Annotated in this window: 19 protein-coding genes; 14 read left to right on the top strand and 5 right to left on the bottom strand. The window is 67.9% G+C overall.

The genetic code is table 11. The features are described 5' to 3' along the window. Positions 1-23: 23 nt before the first annotated feature. The 3 genes from QE397_RS15720 to QE397_RS15710 are packed head-to-tail and all read right to left on the bottom strand — an operon-like array spanning position 24 to position 1,859. On the bottom strand, positions 24-1,061 hold the full coding sequence (locus tag QE397_RS15720) for an ABC transporter substrate-binding protein (RefSeq protein ID WP_027504438.1): 1,038 nt from the start codon (positions 1,059-1,061) through the stop codon (positions 24-26). A 31-nt stretch (positions 1,062-1,092) separates the two neighbouring features. Next, the gene (locus QE397_RS15715) at positions 1,093-1,464 is read right to left on the bottom strand and encodes a hypothetical protein (protein ID WP_027504437.1); all 372 of its coding nucleotides are present in this window, start codon (positions 1,462-1,464) and stop codon (positions 1,093-1,095) included. After that, positions 1,461-1,859: a nuclear transport factor 2 family protein gene (locus QE397_RS15710; protein ID WP_037184069.1), complete on the bottom strand. Its 399-nt coding sequence runs from the start codon at positions 1,857-1,859 to the stop codon at positions 1,461-1,463. Before QE397_RS15710 ends, QE397_RS15715 begins: the two co-directional genes overlap by 4 nt. An 86-nt stretch (positions 1,860-1,945) precedes the next feature. On the opposite strand from QE397_RS15710, the gene QE397_RS15705 reads away from it, so the two are divergent. The 14 genes from QE397_RS15705 (at position 1,946) to QE397_RS15640 (ending at position 15,326) form a co-directional block, all read left to right on the top strand. Continuing rightward, entirely contained in the window at positions 1,946-3,100 is a 1,155-nt protein-coding gene (locus QE397_RS15705) for an acyl-CoA dehydrogenase family protein (protein WP_307095806.1), read from the top strand. A gap of 70 nt (positions 3,101-3,170) precedes the next feature. Further along, positions 3,171-3,959 carry an enoyl-CoA hydratase/isomerase family protein gene (locus QE397_RS15700; RefSeq protein ID WP_027504435.1) on the top strand — a complete coding sequence of 263 codons (789 nt, stop codon included), beginning with the start codon at positions 3,171-3,173 and terminating at the stop codon, positions 3,957-3,959. A gap of 55 nt (positions 3,960-4,014) precedes the next feature. Continuing rightward, positions 4,015-4,419: a Zn-ribbon domain-containing OB-fold protein gene (locus tag QE397_RS15695; protein ID WP_027504434.1), complete on the top strand. Its 405-nt coding sequence runs from the start codon at positions 4,015-4,017 to the stop codon at positions 4,417-4,419. After that, entirely contained in the window at positions 4,416-5,567 is a 1,152-nt protein-coding gene (locus tag QE397_RS15690; RefSeq protein ID WP_027504433.1) for a thiolase family protein, read from the top strand. The genes QE397_RS15695 and QE397_RS15690 overlap by 4 nt, the downstream gene beginning before the upstream one ends. Positions 5,568-5,598: 31 nt before the next feature. Beyond that, the gene (locus QE397_RS15685; protein WP_307095802.1) at positions 5,599-6,807 is read left to right on the top strand and encodes an acyl-CoA dehydrogenase family protein; all 1,209 of its coding nucleotides are present in this window, start codon (positions 5,599-5,601) and stop codon (positions 6,805-6,807) included. Further along, positions 6,804-7,775, top strand: coding sequence for a phosphotransferase family protein (locus QE397_RS15680; protein WP_307095799.1), 972 nt, complete (start codon positions 6,804-6,806; stop codon positions 7,773-7,775). Before QE397_RS15685 ends, QE397_RS15680 begins: the two co-directional genes overlap by 4 nt. Positions 7,776-7,827: 52 nt before the next feature. Beyond that, on the top strand, positions 7,828-9,030 hold the full coding sequence (locus QE397_RS15675) for an acyl-CoA dehydrogenase family protein (RefSeq protein WP_042575773.1): 1,203 nt from the start codon (positions 7,828-7,830) through the stop codon (positions 9,028-9,030). Then, positions 9,027-9,788 (top strand): SDR family NAD(P)-dependent oxidoreductase, encoded by a 762-nt coding sequence (locus QE397_RS15670; RefSeq protein WP_307095796.1) that lies wholly within the window; start codon positions 9,027-9,029, stop codon positions 9,786-9,788. The genes QE397_RS15675 and QE397_RS15670 overlap by 4 nt, the downstream gene beginning before the upstream one ends. Positions 9,789-9,801: 13 nt before the next feature. After that, the gene (locus QE397_RS15665) at positions 9,802-10,584 is read left to right on the top strand and encodes an SDR family NAD(P)-dependent oxidoreductase (RefSeq protein WP_155956915.1); all 783 of its coding nucleotides are present in this window, start codon (positions 9,802-9,804) and stop codon (positions 10,582-10,584) included. Beyond that, positions 10,584-11,678, top strand: coding sequence for an alcohol dehydrogenase catalytic domain-containing protein (locus QE397_RS15660; protein WP_307095794.1), 1,095 nt, complete (start codon positions 10,584-10,586; stop codon positions 11,676-11,678). Before QE397_RS15665 ends, QE397_RS15660 begins: the two co-directional genes overlap by 1 nt. Further along, entirely contained in the window at positions 11,675-13,192 is a 1,518-nt protein-coding gene (locus QE397_RS15655) for a class I adenylate-forming enzyme family protein (protein WP_307095792.1), read from the top strand. Before QE397_RS15660 ends, QE397_RS15655 begins: the two co-directional genes overlap by 4 nt. A gap of 69 nt (positions 13,193-13,261) precedes the next feature. After that, positions 13,262-13,885, top strand: coding sequence for a TetR/AcrR family transcriptional regulator (locus QE397_RS15650; RefSeq protein WP_027504426.1), 624 nt, complete (start codon positions 13,262-13,264; stop codon positions 13,883-13,885). Between the two features lie 92 nt (positions 13,886-13,977). After that, the gene (locus QE397_RS15645) at positions 13,978-14,313 is read left to right on the top strand and encodes an EthD family reductase (RefSeq protein WP_027504425.1); all 336 of its coding nucleotides are present in this window, start codon (positions 13,978-13,980) and stop codon (positions 14,311-14,313) included. Next, positions 14,310-15,326: an MBL fold metallo-hydrolase gene (locus QE397_RS15640; RefSeq protein ID WP_373425245.1), complete on the top strand. Its 1,017-nt coding sequence runs from the start codon at positions 14,310-14,312 to the stop codon at positions 15,324-15,326. Before QE397_RS15645 ends, QE397_RS15640 begins: the two co-directional genes overlap by 4 nt. Positions 15,327-15,329: 3 nt before the next feature. Here the strand turns inward: QE397_RS15640 and QE397_RS15635 are convergent, their stop codons facing one another. Beyond that, positions 15,330-16,094: an SDR family NAD(P)-dependent oxidoreductase gene (locus QE397_RS15635; protein ID WP_307095788.1), complete on the bottom strand. Its 765-nt coding sequence runs from the start codon at positions 16,092-16,094 to the stop codon at positions 15,330-15,332. Positions 16,095-16,104: 10 nt separating this feature from the next. Further along, a complete protein-coding gene (locus QE397_RS15630) occupies positions 16,105-17,763 on the bottom strand; it encodes an iron ABC transporter permease (protein WP_307097586.1) in 1,659 nt (552 codons plus the stop codon). Positions 17,764-17,770 lie beyond the last annotated feature (7 nt).

The following is a 17,770-nucleotide window of genomic DNA, read 5'->3' as shown; positions in this document are numbered from 1 at the left end:
GCATCACCGGATGAAGCCCGACGTCACCGGATGAAACGCTGTTCCCACTCCGCCTGGTACTCGGTGACCGCTGCGGGGTCGAGGTCCGCGGGGTCGGTCAGTGCGATGTCCTGTGCGCGTCCGACCGACTCCGGGATGTTCGGCAGCACACTCGCGTACCCCTTCGACAACGCCTGCTGGCCCTCGGGGGAGACGAGGAAGTCGGCGAGAAGTTGCGCTGCATTCGGGTGCGGTGCGGACGCGAGAACATGGGAGTAGTAGGGGGCGCCCCACGCCGGGTCCGGCCTGAACCACCCGACGGGTGCGCCTGCCTCCTGCTCGCGCACGAGGGGTTGGACCATCGGCGTGGCGATGATCTCTCCGGACCCGAGGCCCTGTGCGACGGCCAGAACACCGGGATAGACACGTGGCTCGTTCTGCGCGAGTTCGTCGGTGTAGTCGGGTGACCAGTTGCGGTCGAAGAACCGGAACTGATCGGTCACGGCGGCGAAGCCCGCAGGATTGACGACGCCGACACGTCCCCGCAGTTCGGGAGCCAGGAGATCCTCCGGACTGTCGAGACCGTCCGGCAGTGCCGTGGTGTTCCAGCCGAGCCCCAGAACGGCCGCGCTGGTGAGGAAGAGCTTGTCGTTCACCACGCTGGTGTCTCGACCGTAGTCGGGATTGTCGAACGAGGGGCCGACGACGTTCACCGAGTACTCGCCCGAGTCGGCGGCCGCGCGGATCCACGCGGGGTCGGTGGTCATGTGGACGTCGCCGATCCCGCGCCCGGACTTGTGCTCCGCGTCCACGCGGGGGTTCAGCTCGACGTCGGAACCTCGCGTGAACTCCACCGTGATGCCCGGATACGTCGCTTCGAATCCGGCTTTCACCGAGGCGAGGTTCTCGGGGTGCTGCGACGAGTACAGGTAGACGGATCCCTCGTCCTTCGCCGCGGCGACCACGTCGTCCCACGTGCCCGACACCGGTCCGGACGCTGTCGCCCCACCGCTGCAGGCCGCCGACAACCCGACTGCGGCTGCCGATGTCAGCGCCGCGAGCGTACGACACCACGTGGTCATGAGGGTCTCCTGTCAGTTGTGGTCGACGGCGTCAGTCGAACGCGAGTTCCGGTGTCCGGCAGATGAGCAACCGGCGTATCGAGCCGGCCGCGTCGACCGACGCGGTCGCGTTGAAGGACGCCTCGAAGTCGCCGTCTCGCGTGGTCCGCCCCAGTACGAGTTCCACGTCGCCCACCCGGGATCCGACGTCGATGTGATGGACGAGGGTGCTCTTCTCACGCTGGGCGAGGTAGAGGACGAGTCCCTCTCTGTCGCCGACGAATTCGGCGGATGCTCCCTCGCCACGGGAGAACTGCACGGACATCCGGAAGTCGTCCGTGATCATGGTCAGCACCCGGTCGGGATCTTCGGAGTCCATGTACGAGAACCATGTTCGCAGGACTGCTGTCGCGTCGGTCGTCATCGTCGTGCTCCTGTCGGGTCGGTCGAGGGCGCGTCGGAACCGGCCCACGGCACCAGTGCGTGGTCGGGATCGAACGACACCTGGTAGCGGTCGATCAGCCCGTTCTCGTCGAGGTGCATCGCCGCGACGAAATATCCCGTCACGACATCGCCGTGCTCGGTGACGGCTCCCTGGGCGAACTGGACGTCGCCGTCCTGTGCGCGTCGCAGCAGTCGATGCTGCCGGCCGACAGGGGGACGTCCGGTGAGGTAGTCGAGCATCGCGGCGCGACCGGTGCCGGCTCGGGCTCCCGTCGGGACGATCATCACGAAGGAGACGCTCTCCGCCAGCATGTCGGTCGCCTGCTCGAGCTCACCGCTGTCGAGGGTGGCGTAGTAGGACTCGATTCGAAGCATGAACCGAACTTAGTTCAAGAAAAGTCCGCATGTCTTCCATTTCGCCGATACTCTCGAAACAGAACTGAACTCGACTCAGGAGTGTTATGTCTGCAGCGATCGACGACGTCACCTACTCACCCTGGCCGGAGGCGGAGCCCGCGGGCCTGATTCCCGGGCCGGAGCAGACCGATCTCCGGTCCGCGATGCGCGCAGTACTGGCGCGGCACCGTGGGCGAGACGAGGGGGACCCGACGGCACTGTGGCGGACACTCGTGGACGACATGGCCGTGACCATGCTGTCCGTTCCCGAGGATCGTGGCGGCCTCGGGTACGGGATGACGGACATGGCCGTGGTCCTGGAGGAGTGCGGCCGAGCGCTCGTGTCGGAACCGGTGCTGTTCGCGGCCGGTGTCGGCGTGCACGCGCTGCTCCGAGCTCCGGCCGGAACTGTGGACGAGTTGCTGTCCGGTGCCCTCGCCGGTGAACTCCGCGTCGCGGTGCACCTGCCCGTGTCGCATACGCGACGAGCGGCCACGCAGGTGATCACGGCCGACCACGCGGCAGACGGATGGCGTCTGAGCGGTGTCGCGACCGACATCGTTCACGGTGCGTCGGCCGATGTCGTCGTGGTCGGGGCGCACACGGCGGACGGCGCCCGAGTGTTCGCCGTACCCCTCTCCGACGCGGTGCGCGCCGTCCCGCGGACGGTCATCGACCCGACGCGGCCGCGCGCCGACGTGCACCTCGACTCGGCAGAGGCGTCCGTGCTCACCGAGGTGGCGGACACGGCCTCCGCTCTCGACGACCTGACAGCGCGAGCGACGATCGGGCTGGCGAGCGAGCACACGGGAATCGCCGATCGCATGCTGGAGATGACCGTCGAGTACGTCACCACCAGGCAGCAGTTCGGTCGGCCCGTCGGCTCCTTCCAGGCCGTGAAGCACCGACTCGCCGACCTGCTCCTCTCTCTCGAACGAGCGCGATCGGCATCCCGCTTCGCTGCTGCGCTCCACGACAGCTCCCCGGACCGTGCCGCGCTCGCGGTCGCGATCGCCGGCGCCGTGTGCACGGAGGTCGCGTCCGAGTCGGTCGCCGAGGCGGTGCAGCTGCACGGTGGCGTCGGCTTCACGTGGGAGCACCAGGCGCACAGATACTTTCGCCGAGCTACCGGTGACGAGGCGCTGCTCGGCGATGCGGTGTACCACCGCCGCCGCATCGCCGACCTCATCGGACTGAACCCGGTTCGATTCGAGGGTTGACGCGCTCGACCCCATGCCGTAAAACTGAAGTGAATCCAGTTCAAATCGTGACGCAGCCCAAGGAGATCCCATGATCGACACCGACCACATCCTGCTCGAGAAGGACGGCGACGTCGCTCGCGTCTGGCTCAACCGCCCGCACAAGAAGAACGCGGTGACTCCGGAGCTGCTGTACCGACTCGACGAGATCATCGCCGAGGTCGACGCCGACCCGAACCTCAAGGTCCTGGTCCTGCGCGGTGTGAACAACACCTTCTGCTCGGGGTTCGACCTCGACATCCTGCTGTCCGACTACGTCGGCAGTACCAACGCCATGGACGTGGCCGTGCTCTCGGCCAAGGTCTGCGATCGCCTGTACTCCATGAACACGCCGTCCGTCGCGGTCCTCGAGGGCTACGTCACCGCCGGTGGGTTCGAGCTCATGATCTCCTGTGATTTCGCCATCGCCGACGACGACGCCAAGATCGGCGACTTCCACATCCGCCGTGCACTGTTCGGCGGCGCCGGCCCCATCTATCGCCTCCCGCGCATGATCGGCATCCGCAAGACCAAGGAACTGATGCTGACCGGCAAGCTGCTCTCCGGTGTCGAGGCTGCGGACTTCGATCTCATCAACGCGTCCGCGCCGGCCGCCGAGTTGGACAAGACCGTCGAGGAGTTCATCGCGCAGCTCACCGACAAGAGCCCGTTCATGATGAAGCTGACCAAGATGACGATCGATCGCGGCCTCGACGCGGACATCCAGTCCCTCATGGTCATGGAGCATCTCGCCGTGGGCAACGCCCTGCAGTCCGAGGACGGGCGAGAAGGCGTCACCGCGTTCCTCGAGAAGCGTGAGCCGAAGTGGGTCGGTCGCTGATCCTCAGCGAGACACGAACGAGGAACGACGGTCGGCGGGGAGCGGGAGGATCACGATGACGAATGGTCTCGGGACACAGCGGGTGGTGTTGCAGGGCAGTAGATGCACTGTGTGCGGCACGGTCGCGTACCCGGCGTCGAGTCTCTGCTCCCGGTGCGTCACGCCCACGGCAGAACCCGTCGACCTGAGTACGTCGGGCACCGTGTGGGCCCACACGGTGCAGCGCTTCCCGCCCAAGTCGCCGCCGTACGTGCCACCCGCGGGCGGGTTCACCCCGTTCGCGGTCGGCTGGGTCGAGTTGAGCGAGGGCATCCGCATCGAGGCGATTCTCGACACCGAGAACGTCGACGATCTGCACGGAGCGCTCGTCCACCTCACGGCCGTCGTGCCGGTTCCCCGGTTCGAGGTCGTCGCGGCCGGCCCGTCGTCCGCACCGAGCACACTGGGAGACACCGTATGAGCGAGTCCGTGGTCATCGTCGGAGTGGGATTGTCGAAGTTCGGTCGCCAGCCCGGTGTCAGCGGCCGAGCGATGGCCGTCTCGGCCATTACCGCCGCGCTCGCCGACGCGGGCATCGCCTGGCCGGACGTCGATGTGGCGTTCGGGGGCAGCGACTCCGCGGGCCTCGCCGACACGCTCGTCAGTGAACTCGGTTTCACCGGACTGCCGTTCACCAACGTGCGGAACGGCTGCGCCACGGGCGGCAGCGCCCTGTTCTCGGCGGTCAACGCCGTACGGGCGGGATCGGCGTCGATCGGTCTCGCAGTGGGCTTCGACAAGCACCCGCGCGGTGCGTTCGACCCCACGCCGGCGGAGTGGGGTCTGTCCGAGGGGTACGGCGAGGCGGGTCTGATGGTGACCACGCAGTTCTTCGGCGCGAAGATCTCCCGCTACATGCGGCAGCACGGCATCACCCCGGACACGCTCGCGCGCGTCGCCGAGAAGTCCTACCGCAACGGCGCGCTCAATCCCAATGCGTGGCGCCGCGAACCCATGTCGGCCGAGGCGATCGCCTCCGCCGACATGGTGAACGATCCCCTCACGCGGTACATGTTCTGTTCTCCCGGCGAAGGCGGTGCGGCCGTGATCGTGGCCTCACCCGAGGTGGCCGAGCGGCTGACGGGCCGGCCGATCCGGTTGCGCGCCATCACCCATCGGACGCGGCGATTCGGCTCGTTCGAGGTCTTCAGTCCGTCCGTCCAGGGCGTCGGCGAGCCGACCAGCGTCAGCGCGGATGCCGCGGCAGCCGCGTTCGAGCAGGCCGGGATCTCCCCGTCGGATGTCGACGTGGCCCAACTGCAGGACACCGAGAGTGGCGCCGAACTCATGCACATGGCCGAGTGCGGCTTCTGCGAGCACGGCGAGCAGGAGCAGTGGATCGCCGAGGGAGCCACCGAGATCGGCGGGCGTCTACCCGTCAACACCGACGGTGGGTGCATCGCGAACGGAGAACCGATCGGCGCCTCCGGTCTGCGCCAGGTGCACGAGGTGGTCACCCAGTTGCGCGGCGAGGCCGGCGATCGTCAGGTGCCGGGCGGGCCGTCCATCGGCTTCACCCATGTCTACGGGGCACCGGGCATCAGCGCCTGCACCGTTCTGTCCGTCTGAACCAGTCCGATCCGACCAGCGAGGTCAGTCCATGAGTACCAGCACCGTGTCGTCCGACGTCCGAGCATTCACCGCCGAGGCGACGGCGTGGCTCAGCAGCGTGGCCGCACCGCGGACCAGCACGACGTGGGGCGAGGGCTCCGACTCGGTGGCCGTCTTCGAGAACTGGACGCCCGAGGAGGAACGCCGGCACACGGACGTCATCCGCGACTACGAACGACGGAAGTTCGACGCCGGCTGGGGTCCGCTCGACTGGCCCGCGGAATACGGTGGACGAGATCTCCCGCTGTCCCACGTACTCGCCTTCCGCCGCGCGGAGGACCGGTTCGATGTCCCGCGCCGCACCGAGATGTTCTCCGTGACACAGCAACTGGTGGCACCCACGATCGAGAAATGGGGCACGCCGGATCAGCGCGCAACGTACGTGCGCGCGATGCTGCGCACCGACCTCATGGCCTGCCAACTCTTCTCGGAGACCGAGGCCGGTTCCGACCTCGCTGCGGTCCGTACGCGCGCAATCCGTGACGACGACGGGTGGGTGCTGAACGGCCACAAGGTCTGGACGTCGGGAGCCACCGTCTCGGACATCGGAGTGGCGGTGTGCCGCACCGATTCCTCGGTCCCGAAGCACAAAGGTCTCACCGTCTTCCTGGTCCCGATGGACGCGGAGGGCGTCACCATCCGCCCCATTCGGCAGATGACGGGCGGCAGCTCGTTCAACGAGGTGTACCTCGAGAACGTGCGGCTGACCGATGCGCACCGTCTCGGGCCGGAGGGACAGGGATGGCAGGTGGCTCTCACCGTGCTGGCGGCCGAACGGCTCGATGGCGGCAACCTCGGATTGGCGAACGCCGACCGGGCCGTGGAACTGGCGCGCAATCTGGGTCGGCCCCTCACCGAGATCGAGCTGGATCAGGTTGCTGATCTCGTTGTGCACAGCCATGTTCAGCGCGTCACCGCCATGCGCGTCGCCGGCGTCGTGGTCTCCGGACGCGATCCCGGCCCCGAGGCGTCCGTCGGCAAACTGCTGGCGACCACCACGATGTCCCGAACATCAGCGGCGGTCCGCCGGATGCTGGGCTCCGATCTGGTGTCCGACACCGGTGAATGGGGCACGTTCGCCTGGACGGAACACGTCCTGGGCGCGCCCGGATACCGCATCGCCGGCGGCACCGACGAGATCCAACACAACATCATCGCCGAGCGCGTTCTCGGCCTTCCCCGAGAGCCGAGGCCGTGACCACCCACGACACGACACACTCCGCACTGCAGCAGCGCGTCGCCGAGAAGCTGGAGGCCGGCGGCCTCGGATCGCTGCGCAGCTTCGATCCACTCCTCGGCGGGCACTCCGGTCTGACCTACCGCGTGCGGACCGACGACGCCGAGTTGGTGGTCAAGGCCGTGCCCGCAGGGCAGCGCCCCGTCGGGCGCCACGACATGCTGCGGCAGGCGACCATCATGCGGGAACTCGCGGGTACGTCGGTGCCGGTGCCCACGATCGTGATGGTCGACGACACCGAGCCCTCCTGGTACGCCATGACATTCGTCCGCGGTGAGTCGCTCGAGCCTGTTCTGGACGATCCGGCCGTCGACCCGGAGCTGGCGGCCGCGCGCATGCGGCGTGCGGCGGCGGTCCTGCCCGAGCTGCACGCGGTCGATCACCGAGCTGTGCCCGACGCCGGTCCCACGCTCTCACCGGGTGACGAACTCGCCCGGTGGGCTCGCACGCTCGGCGCCGTTCCACCGGTACTGGTGGAGGGCGGAGACAGACTGCTGAGCCTTCTCGGTGCCCGCGTCCCGGATGCGGTCTCGTCGACGCTGGTGCACGGTGACTATCGCCTGGGCAATCTGATCGCGGACGGTACCGAGCCGGTCGCGCTCATCGACTGGGAGATCTGGAGTGTGGGCGACCCCCGTGTCGAGCTGGGGTGGTTCCTCGTCTTCGCCGATGGCGACAACTTCCCCGGTGTCGGGCGGTCCGTCCCCGGTCTGCCGAGCGCCGACGAGTTGGTGGAGATCTACGCCGGTGCGGGACGCGACCTGCCCGATCTGCCGTGGTTCGACGCCCTGGGACGACTCAAGATGGCCGCCATCATGGGGCACAACCTGCGTCGTCACCGGGAGGGCCGTCATCACGATCCGGACCAGGAGAAGCTGCCCGCCACCATCTCTCGGCTGATCGACACCGGAACCGCCCTGCTCGCCTGAGCTCCCTCGTCCTCGTATTCACCCGCTCGATCCGCCCTCCAGGAGGCCAACCGTGGACTTCTCCTACAGTGCTCGTACCGACGCGCTGCTCGAGACCCTCGAGACATTCATGACCGATCATGTTCTGCCCGCCGAGAAGGTGTACGACGCGCAGATCGCGGCGAACACGAACAAGCACGAGCAGCCGGCGGTGATGCGCGAACTGCAGGAGACCGCGCGCTCGCAGGGACTTTGGAACCTTTTCATGACGCACGACGGGCTCGGGGCCGGACTCACCAACCTCGAGTACGCCCCTCTCGCCGAGGTGGTCGGGCGCTCGATCATCGGCAACGAGGCCATCAACTGCTCCGCCCCGGACACCGGCAACATGGAGATCCTCGCCATGTTCGGTACCGAGGAGCAGAAGAAGGACTGGCTCGAGCCCCTGCTCGACTGTCGTATCCGGTCCGCGTTCGCCATGACCGAACCGGCCGTGGCCAGCTCCGACGCCACCAACATCACCTCGACGATCCGGCGCGACGGTGACGAGTACGTGCTCAACGGCCGAAAGTGGTACACCTCGGGTGTTCTCGACCCGGACTGCAAGCTCATCATCTTCATGGGCAAGTCGGATCCGGACGGTCCGACCTACCGTCAGCAGAGCATGATCCTGGTTCCCGCCGACAGTCCCGGCATCGAGGTCCTGCGCGATCTCCCGATGTTCGGTTTCCACGACCGTCTCGGGCACGGCGACGTCCAGTTCACCGATGTCCGGGTGCCGGCCTCGAACATGCTGGGAGCCGAGGGCGACGGTTTCGCCATCGCGCAGGGTCGTCTCGGCCCCGGCCGGATGCACTACGCCATGCGCGCCGTCGGCATGGCCGAGCGCGCTCTGGAGATGATGTGCCGCCGTTCGCTCGACCGAGTGGCCTTCGGTGCCCCGCTCGCCGATCGCGGTGTCGTGCGTGAGTGGATCGCACGCAGTCGTATCGAGATCGACCAGATCCGACTGTTGGTCCTGAAGTCGTCCTGGATGATGGACACCCGCGGTAACGCCTCGGCGCGCTCCGAGGTCGCCGCGATCAAGGTCGCGGCGATGGAGGTGGCGCACAAGGTGGTCGACCGTGCTGTTCAGACGTTCGGAGCGGCCGGTGTCAGCGACGATTTCGTCCTGGCCCGCCTGCACGCCATCACCCGCGCCCTCCAGATCGCAGACGGACCGAGCGAGGTCCATCTCCGCACCATCGCCCGCCTCGAGACGAAGAAGTACCGATGACCGACATACATTCCCTCACCGGCAGAGTGGCGCTCGTGACCGGCGCGAGCCGCGGACTCGGCCTTGCCATCGCTCGTGGACTGCGCGACGCGGGCGCCACCGTCGTGGTGTCCAGCCGCAAACTCGAGGCGTGCGAGGAGGCAGTCGCCTCACTCGGACCGTCGACGGTGGGCAGCGCTCACGCCCGCGCTCTGCACGTCGGTCGCTGGGACGAGATCGAGCCCGCGGTCGACGCCATCGTCGACGAGTTCGGCTCACTCGACATCGTGGTCAACAACGCCGGCATCGCGCCGCTGTCCGAGAACCTCGTCGGAGTGACGGAAGGGTTGTGGGACAAAACCATCGAGGTCAATCTCAAGGGTCCGTTCAGGCTGATGGCAGTGGCCGGAGCGCGGATGGCGGCCGCCGGGCGCGGGTCGATCATCAACATCTCGAGCATCGGAGCTGTTCGACCGAGCCCGCCCGAAGCCATGTACGCCGCGGCCAAGAACGGCCTCAATGCGCTGACCATGGCGTTCGCGCAGGAGTACGCGCCGCACGTGCGAGTGAACTGCGTGATGCCCGGGGGATTTGCAACGGACATGGCCGAGCACTGGGACGACGAGTTCGTCGGCAAGATCGTCGACCGGCTGCCATCGGGACGTCTGGGTCGCCCCGAGGAGATCGCCGGTCTCGTCGTACATCTCGCGAGTGACGCCTCGTCGTACACGACGGGTGCCATCATTCCCGTCGACGGCGGCCGCACCGCGGTCTACTGAGGAGGGCGTGGACGTGACAGAAGTGAACGACACCCCGAGCCCTGCCGCCTTGTTCGATCTGACCGGCCGAACAGCGGTGGTGACCGGAGCGTCGTCCGGTCTCGGTCTCGGGTTCGCCCGGACGCTCGCCGCCGCCGGAGCCACGGTGTACGCGGCGGCGCGTCGCGCGGATCGTCTGGCCGCGGTGGCGGAGACCGTCCCGGGCCTCGTTCCCGTGCGATGCGATGTGACCTCGGACGAGGACCGTCGAGCGCTGGTGGATCGGTGCCGTGCAGAGACCGGGCGCCTGGACATCCTGATCAACAACGCCGGGATGCCCGGCCCACCGGACGCGGAGCAGGAGACCGCGGAGGGTTTCTCCGCGATCCTCGAGGTGAACCTCCTCGCAGGCTTCCACCTGGCGGTGCACGTCGCCTCGACGACGCCGGACTCCGCCCCGGTGTCGATCGTCAACATCTCGTCGGTCGTCGGTCTCGTCTCGACCGCCCCCATCGGCGGTGCGAGTTACGCGGCGTCCAAGGCCGGTGTGCTCGGCCTGACCCGTGAACTCGCCGGGCAGTGGGGACGACGACGGATCCGCGTGAACGCGGTGGTCCCCGGGTGGTTCGACACCGAGATGACCGACGGGCTCTTCGAGAACGAGAAGTCGGCCGGGTGGGTGCGGCGCAACACGATGCTCGGTCGCGGGGGTACTGCGGGCGAGGTGGACGGCGCGGTGCTGTTCCTCGCCTCCGATGCCTCGTCGTACGTCACCGGGCACACCCTGGTGGTCGACGGCGGCTGGACGGCGCGCTGATGCTGGCCGTGCAACTGCTCGAGTGGGGCTCCGCTCCCGAGCTGCGGGACATTCCCGTTCCCGAACCGACGGGCGAGCAGTTGCTGCTCGAAGTCACGGCGGCGGGTCTGTGTCGTAGCGATCTGTCCGTCTGCGATGCGCCGGCCGGACGGTTCGACTACCCGTTGCCACTCACGCTGGGACACGAGGTGGCCGGACGCGTCGTCGCTGCCGGCCCCGATGCCGACGGGAGCACGGTGGGATCGTCCGTGGTCGTCCACGGCGTGTGGTCCTGCAGAACCTGCCGCAACTGCCGCCGGGGTCGGGAGAACTACTGTCTGGCACTGCGGCCGGTCGACGGCAGGCTCGCCGTGATCGGCAACGGCCTCGGCGCGCCGGGCGGACTGGCCGAGTACATGGTGGTTCCGCACGGCGGGGTGCTGGTCGACACCGGTTCCCTGGCACCGGAACTCGCAGCGCCCCTCGCCGATGCGGGCGCCACCGTGCATCACGCCGTCAGCGGTCAGGCCGACCTCCTCGACTCGAACGCCGTGGTCGTGATCGTCGGTGTCGGCGGTCTCGGTCACCTCGCGGTCCGAATGGCGTCGCTGCTGGGAGCCGGCCACGTGGTGGCCGTCGATCCGCGCGACGCGGCTCGGAGATCCGCGACGACCATGGGCGCCGCCGCGGTGTACTCGTCACTGGCCGAGGCGGCCTCTGCCACGAGAGATCTCGGGGGCGTCGACGTGGTGTTCGACTTCGTCGGCAGCGACGACACGATGGCCGAGGGGCTGGCCACGCTCGTACCCGGAGGACGCCTCGTCGTGGTGGGGGGCGCCGGGGGGTCCGTGTCGGTGGCCAAGAACCGGGGGATCGCCGCCGGGTGGCAGGTCTCGGCCCCCTTCTGGGGCAGTCGGGCGGATCTGGTGGAGGTGGTGGCGCTCGCGGAGTCCGGGGCGCTGCTGCCCGAGGTGACCACGCGACCTCTCGACGAGGCGATCGACGCCTATGCGCGTCTGCGTGCCGGGGAGGACGCCGGCCGAACCGTGCTCCTGCCCACCACGTCCGACGAGCCCACCCCAGAACGTGATGCCGGAAAGGACCACCGTCAGTGAAGACTCTCGCGCTCGAACTGCGAGACCGCGTCCGGGAACACCCCGACGCGATCGCCGTGATCGACCTGCACGGCACCCATCGACTGGCCGACGTGATGGCTGCCGCCGAAAGCGGAGCCGAGCACATGGCACAGCACGACCCCACACCTCCCACTGTGCTGATCCAGGCGGACAACACCTGGCAGACGGTGGCCACCGCACTGTCGGTCGGTCTGCGCGGAGGCGTGGTCGCCGTGCTCAGCCCGCATGCCACAGCATCGGAATTCGTGCTCGCCGTCGAGGACGTCGACCCCGACATGGTGGTGGCCGACCTTCGCACACTCGAACAGTGGGGGGTGTCCGACCAGGACTTCCCGTCGGGCGACGCGGCGGTCGGTGACCGTCATCTGCGTGCTCGCCGTGGTGATCCGCGAGGTGTGTCGCGCTGGAACGGAGGCAGTGTCATCGCGATGACCTCCGGATCCACCGGTCGCCCGAAGTGCGTCGTCCAGTCCGAGGACGCACTGCGCTACGCCTGTTCGTGCACGAGGGACGCCGTGGGTCTGCGGCCGGGCGACGCGGTGGGCGCCTTCGTCCCCCTGTCCTCCGTCGCCGCAGCATGTTTCGGGATGTATCTGCCGCTGTTCGTGGGCGGACCGATGGTGTCGATCGGCAAGTGGTCACCGGCGGCCGCACTCGACGCGATGGCCGCCCACGACGTCCGCTGGACGATGCTGGTGCCGACGATGGCGCTGCAGCTGTCCCTCGTCGAGAACGGGGCCGGTCGACTCGCGGGGATGCGGGCGATGACGGTCGGCGGCGGGCCCATGAACGCGTCGGCTCTCGAACGGGCCGAGCAGTTCCTGGGAACGACGTTCCTCCGGGTGTTCGGCATGTCGGAGTGCCTCGGTCACACGACCGCGACCCCGGACGACGATCCTCGACTTCGCCTCGGTACGGACGGACGGCCGTTCCCCGGCACGATCGTGCGGGCCGTGAACGGTGCGGGGGAGGACGTGGGCACCGGGGAGATCGGTGACGCGCAGGTCCGCGGACCCTCGATGTTCGTCGGGTACGCACGGGGAGGACAGGTCGCGGCACCGACACTGACCGACGACGGATACCTGCCGACCGGTGACCTCGTCGAGGTGGCGACCCACGGCACCATCACCGTGATGGGCAGGCAGAAGCAGATCATCATCCGTGGTGGTCGCAACATCGACATCAACGAGGTCGAGGCGGCGGTGGCCGGCGTCCCCGGCATCGTGCAGGTCTGCGTGGTGCCGATCCCGGACGAGCTGCTGTCCGAGCGCGCCGGAGCCCTCGTGGTGACCGACGGACGCGCTCTCGGTCTGGCCGAGGTGACGGACGGATTGTCCCGTCGCGGCGTGCCACGACACAACTGGCCGGAGTACGTCTTCGCTGTGGACGATCTGCCGCAGAACCGTGTCGGGAAGCTCTCCCGACCCGATGCCGTGCGGATGGCAGCGCGTCTCGCCGGTGTTCCCGATCCGAATTCACCTCGGGACGAGTAACATGAGCACGATGCTGACACGTTGCGGGGAGGCCGGAGGCCGGCCGGGCCAGTCTTCGAGGGTGCCGCGATGAGCGTCGGAACGACGGCACGCCGCGAGAGCCCGCGCTCCAAGCGGTCTCGTATTCTCACCGTCGCCATCGAGCAGTTCGGCAGGGTGGGCTACGACCACACCAAGTGGGCGTCGGTGGCGGACGAGGTCGGAATAGGCCAGACCGCGCTCTACCACTACTTCGAATCCAAAGCGCACTGTCTGCTCACCATCATGCGTCTGGAACTGGCGGATTCCGTCGAGCGCTTCGACGCGGCCACGGCCGACCGGAGCGACCCGGAGGCGGCACTGCGAGCCGCCGTCGCGGGAGCTCTCCAGGCCTCGCCGCTGGACGCTCTGCAGCGCCGGATCCTGCAGAACCACATGGACCTTCTGGCGACGGAGCGGCAGTCGGGGAAGGAGGAGGCCGAGCGTCTCCAGTCCCGAGAGCTGGTCCAGGAGATCGAGCGTCGGTGGACGAGATTGATCGCCAGTGGCATGGACGACGGGGTCTTCGCCGAGGGAGATCCGAAGACGGTGGGACGCCTGGTCCTCGCCCTCGTCATCAGCGTGTGGCGGTGGTACCGGCCGAACGGCCCCGCCACCCTCGACGAGATCGCCGAGACCGTCACCACCGCGGTGCTCAAGATGGTGCGCCCCTGACCGCTGGGCGCTGAGCCCGGCTCGGTCATTCGTGTCGATCACGTCCACCCATACCGAACCGAATTCATGTTGACCACACCCTGGAGGAAATCATGTTCGATCTGATGGTTCTCGCCGCCCGTCCGAACGACTGGACGCACGAGCAGTTCATGACGTGGTGGCGCGGTGAGCACGCGGAGGTGACCTACCCTCTCCCGGGCCTGCTGCGGTGGCAGCACATCGACATCGTCCACTCGATAGACGAGCGCAGCGCCGGGTGGGACGGACTGTCCATTCTGAGCTTCGCCTCGCGCGACGATCTCGAGACCGCGCTCGCCAGTCCGGAGTGGAAGGTCGCCGTCGAGCACGTCGGAACCATGCGTGGGCGACGGATGATCTGGTACGGCGACGAGCGGACCATGGTCGCCGACACGTCGACCACCTCGTGACCGCCCGGTGGTCCGATCCGGGATCCGTTCGGATCGCGGACGGCATCCACCGGGTGCCACTGCAGATGCCGTCCGACGGACTCCGTGCCATCAATGTCTATGCCCTGGAGACCGACAGGGGCCTGGCGCTGATCGACGGCGGATGGCGACGGCCGGGTACGTACGACGAGTTCTCCACCGCGCTGGCCGAATTCGGTTGCCGACCGGACGACGTACACGATGTGTTCGTCACTCACGTCCACCGTGACCACTACACCTTCGCCGTCGACCTCCGCCGTCGACACGGTTGCCGCATCCACCTCGGGTCGGCCGAGGCGCCGGGGATCGTCGCCATCGGGGAGCTTGCCTCCAACATGCCGACATCGTCACTGCGTGAGCTGGAACGGGCCGGCGCCGACGACATCGCGCGAGCTGTTCGCCTGGACACCAGCGACGGGGACTTCGACTCGGACGACTGGGAGCCGCCGGACGCGTGGCTCACCGAGGGCGCCCTCGACATCCCCGGACACCGGTTGACCGCGGTGCACACGCCCGGCCACACCAAGGGCCACATGGTGTTCCACGATCTCGACCGAGACATCAGCTACACGGGCGACCACGTTCTGCCGACCATCACCCCGTCGATCGGATTCGAACTCGGTGAGTGGGACCTGCCCCTGGGGCACTACCTGCAGTCGTTGGAGATGATGCTCGACGATCGGGATCGCACCGTGCTGCCCGCTCACGGGGACACCGGTGTCGGTCTGCACGCGCGCGTGCGCGAACTCCTCGATCACCACGCCCGCCGCTTGGCGGCGACCCGTGCGGTCGTCGCCGACCTGACCCGGGCGACCGGCCTCGATGTCGCCGAGCGCCTTCCGTGGACCCGTCGTGATCGCCCGTTCGCGGATCTCGGAACGTTCGATCGCATGGTCGCGGTCTGCGAGACCCTGGCCCACCTCGATCTGGACGTCCACTGGGGCGTGCTGCGTGTGGAGAACCAGGACGGCGTCGACGTGTTCAGCGTCGCCTGAGACTCAGGCGGCGGTCCACCCGCCGTCGACGTACAGCTCGGTACCGGTCACGAAGCGCGCATCGTCACCGGCCAGGAACGCTACCGCGGCAGCGACTTCCGCGCCGGAACCCAGTCGTCCCATCGGCGTGCCGGCCAGCATGGCCTCGTGGCGCGGTGTGCCCTCGTAGCGCGCGAGCAGTGGCGGGGTCGCGATGAAACCGGGGTGGATCGAGTTGACCCGCACCCCGAGGCGGGCCCAGTGCAGCGCCGCGTTCTTCGTCATGGTCCGCACGGCACCCTTCGCCGCGGCGTAGGCGATGCTGTTGCCCAGTCCGCCGACGCTGCCGAGGATGGAGCAGATGTTGACCACAGATCCGCCGCCGGTCCGCTCGATCAGGGCGCCGGCGTGCTTCATCCCCAGCCACGTACCGGTCTGACTCACCTCGACGACGCGGCGATACTGCTCCACCGTCTCGTCGACGACGGTGGCGAGCGATCCGATCGCACCGTTGTTGACGACGGCGTCGAGCGTGCCGTGACGGTCCTCCACGAGGGCGAGGGTCGCCGCCCACTGCTCCTCGTCGGTGATGTCCAGCGCGCACGCCAGATGCGAGTCGGGGCGTTCCAGCGCGTGCACCGCTGCGTCGCAGGCGCTCTGGTCGACATCGGTGACGATCAGGCTGGCTCCCTCGGACGCCAGCCTCGTCACGATGTCGACACCGATCCCGCCGGTGGCGCCGGTCACGAGGACCACCTTGTCGGTCAGACGGGTACTGCCTTCGGGCATGGTGGGCCTTTCAGAGCTTGCTGAGGACGTTGCGACCGCCGACGAGCATGGCGATCGCGACTCCCGTGGTGGTCACCGCGGTCATGAGCAGCGCCATCGCCGCGACGAGCGGGTACGAGCCGTTCTGCCACATGTCGTAGAGCAGGGTGCCCATGACCTGGGTCGTCGAGGCGCGGACGAGCAGCGAGGCGGCGAACTCGTGAGTCAGAAGGATGAACATCAGGGCGACGGCGCCGAAGATGGCTCCTCGCATGAGTGGCAACAGAATCCGAAGATTGGTCACCAAGGGCGAGGCGCCGCTGGTGGCCGAGGCCTCGGTGTAGGTGTTGCCCAGCGCGAGCATCGCCGTCATCTGCAGTCGGACCGAGAACGGCAACATCAGCACGATGTAGACGAGCACGATCACCGTGCGAGTGCCGTAGAGGATCAACGGAGGTTCGGTGTACGTGAGCAGGAACCCCACACCGAAGATGACCGCGGGGATACCCAGTGGCAGGGCGGTGATGAAGTCGCCGATCATGCCCAGGACGCGGAAGCGTCGACCGCGGACCAACAGGTTGGCCATGACGTACCCGATGGGGATGCACACGGCCACCGCGGCGAGGGACGTGAGGATGCTGGTGAGTACGGACGAGACGATCGCGTCGTCGGAGATGAGGGCCCGGAAGTTGTCCAGCGTCAACAGATCCAGGGTCAGGGTGTCCGACCAGTACGGGGTCAGCGACACGATGACGAGTCCGACGATGGGGATCAGCAGCGCGAACAGGGCGTACACACTGATGGTGACGGCCGCCCACGTTCCGCGGCCCGAGGGTGCGGAGAACGCCTTGCCGCCGTGAGTGACGAACCGGCTCTGATTGCCCAGCAACATCTTCTGCACCAGAACCAGCGCCAGTCCGAACAGGACGAGGGGTGAACCGGCAGCTGCGGCGGCCGCGAAGTCGGACGGTGATTCCGACACCCGCCGGTACATCTCGGTGGTGAGGACCTTCACTCCGCTGTTCTGACCCAACAGGAGTGGTCCGGTGAACTGGCCGAGCCCGAGGAGGAACGCGATACCACCGCCGTAGATGAGCGACGGACGGAGCAGGGGGAGAACGATACGGAAGAACACACCCATCGAGGACGATCCGCTGATCCGTGCGGCCTCGAGGTGCTCCGAACTGATGTTGTCCATCCCCGAGGACACGAAGAGATAGACGAACGACGTCAGACCGAATCCGGTCAGGATGACGATCCACGGCACCGTGTAGACGTCCACGGGGCCGCTCTCGAGATCGCTCCACCAGGGCAGCGCGCGCAGTACGACATTGAGGTAGCCGGGTCCCGGTGACAGCAGGAAGGCCCAGCCGACGATGTTGGCGACCGCGGGAAGCACGATGGGCAGGATGGGGATCATCTTGAGGAACCCCAGTCGCGCGGGAAGGCGGCTCGCGGCGTAGGCGAGCAGGGTGCCGAGAACGAGCGCGATGACGAGCGATCCCAGCGCCAGAATCACTGTCGTCCACAGTGTCTGGGCGATGTCGAACCGTCCGTACTGGCTGCGGTAGCCCCGCGCTCCGTCCTCGAACGCGAGCATCTGCAGACGCACCATGGGGAGGACGACCAGATAGGCGAGAACGGCGAGAAGAATGCCGTAACCGAGCCGGGCACGCCAGGGGCCGGTCAGCCGTGAC

Origin of the sequence: Rhodococcus sp. SORGH_AS_0301 (assembly GCF_030818285.1) — a bacterium.
Taxonomy (GTDB): domain Bacteria; phylum Actinomycetota; class Actinomycetes; order Mycobacteriales; family Mycobacteriaceae; genus Rhodococcoides.
The sequence above is the reverse complement of the archived record's forward strand: the minus strand, read 5'-3'. Positions and strand labels throughout refer to the sequence as shown.

What these genes read in the sequence shown, in the direction of transcription:
- QE397_RS15660 (WP_307095794.1), top strand. Translation starts at nt 10,584, where the DNA reads ATGCTGGCCGTGCAACTGCTCGAGTGGGGCTCCGCTCCCGAGCTGCGG.
- QE397_RS15645 (WP_027504425.1), top strand. Translation starts at nt 13,978, where the DNA reads ATGTTCGATCTGATGGTTCTCGCCGCCCGTCCGAACGACTGGACGCAC.
- QE397_RS15685 (WP_307095802.1), top strand. Translation starts at nt 5,599, where the DNA reads ATGAGTACCAGCACCGTGTCGTCCGACGTCCGAGCATTCACCGCCGAG.
- QE397_RS15690 (WP_027504433.1), top strand. Translation starts at nt 4,416, where the DNA reads ATGAGCGAGTCCGTGGTCATCGTCGGAGTGGGATTGTCGAAGTTCGGT.
- QE397_RS15700 (WP_027504435.1), top strand. Translation starts at nt 3,171, where the DNA reads ATGATCGACACCGACCACATCCTGCTCGAGAAGGACGGCGACGTCGCT.
- QE397_RS15720 (WP_027504438.1), bottom strand. Translation starts at nt 1,061, where the DNA reads ATGACCACGTGGTGTCGTACGCTCGCGGCGCTGACATCGGCAGCCGCA.
- QE397_RS15710 (WP_037184069.1), bottom strand. Translation starts at nt 1,859, where the DNA reads ATGCTTCGAATCGAGTCCTACTACGCCACCCTCGACAGCGGTGAGCTC.
- QE397_RS15635 (WP_307095788.1), bottom strand. Translation starts at nt 16,094, where the DNA reads ATGCCCGAAGGCAGTACCCGTCTGACCGACAAGGTGGTCCTCGTGACC.
- QE397_RS15670 (WP_307095796.1), top strand. Translation starts at nt 9,027, where the DNA reads ATGACCGACATACATTCCCTCACCGGCAGAGTGGCGCTCGTGACCGGC.
- QE397_RS15715 (WP_027504437.1), bottom strand. Translation starts at nt 1,464, where the DNA reads ATGACGACCGACGCGACAGCAGTCCTGCGAACATGGTTCTCGTACATG.
- QE397_RS15705 (WP_307095806.1), top strand. Translation starts at nt 1,946, where the DNA reads ATGTCTGCAGCGATCGACGACGTCACCTACTCACCCTGGCCGGAGGCG.
- QE397_RS15650 (WP_027504426.1), top strand. Translation starts at nt 13,262, where the DNA reads ATGAGCGTCGGAACGACGGCACGCCGCGAGAGCCCGCGCTCCAAGCGG.
- QE397_RS15695 (WP_027504434.1), top strand. Translation starts at nt 4,015, where the DNA reads ATGACGAATGGTCTCGGGACACAGCGGGTGGTGTTGCAGGGCAGTAGA.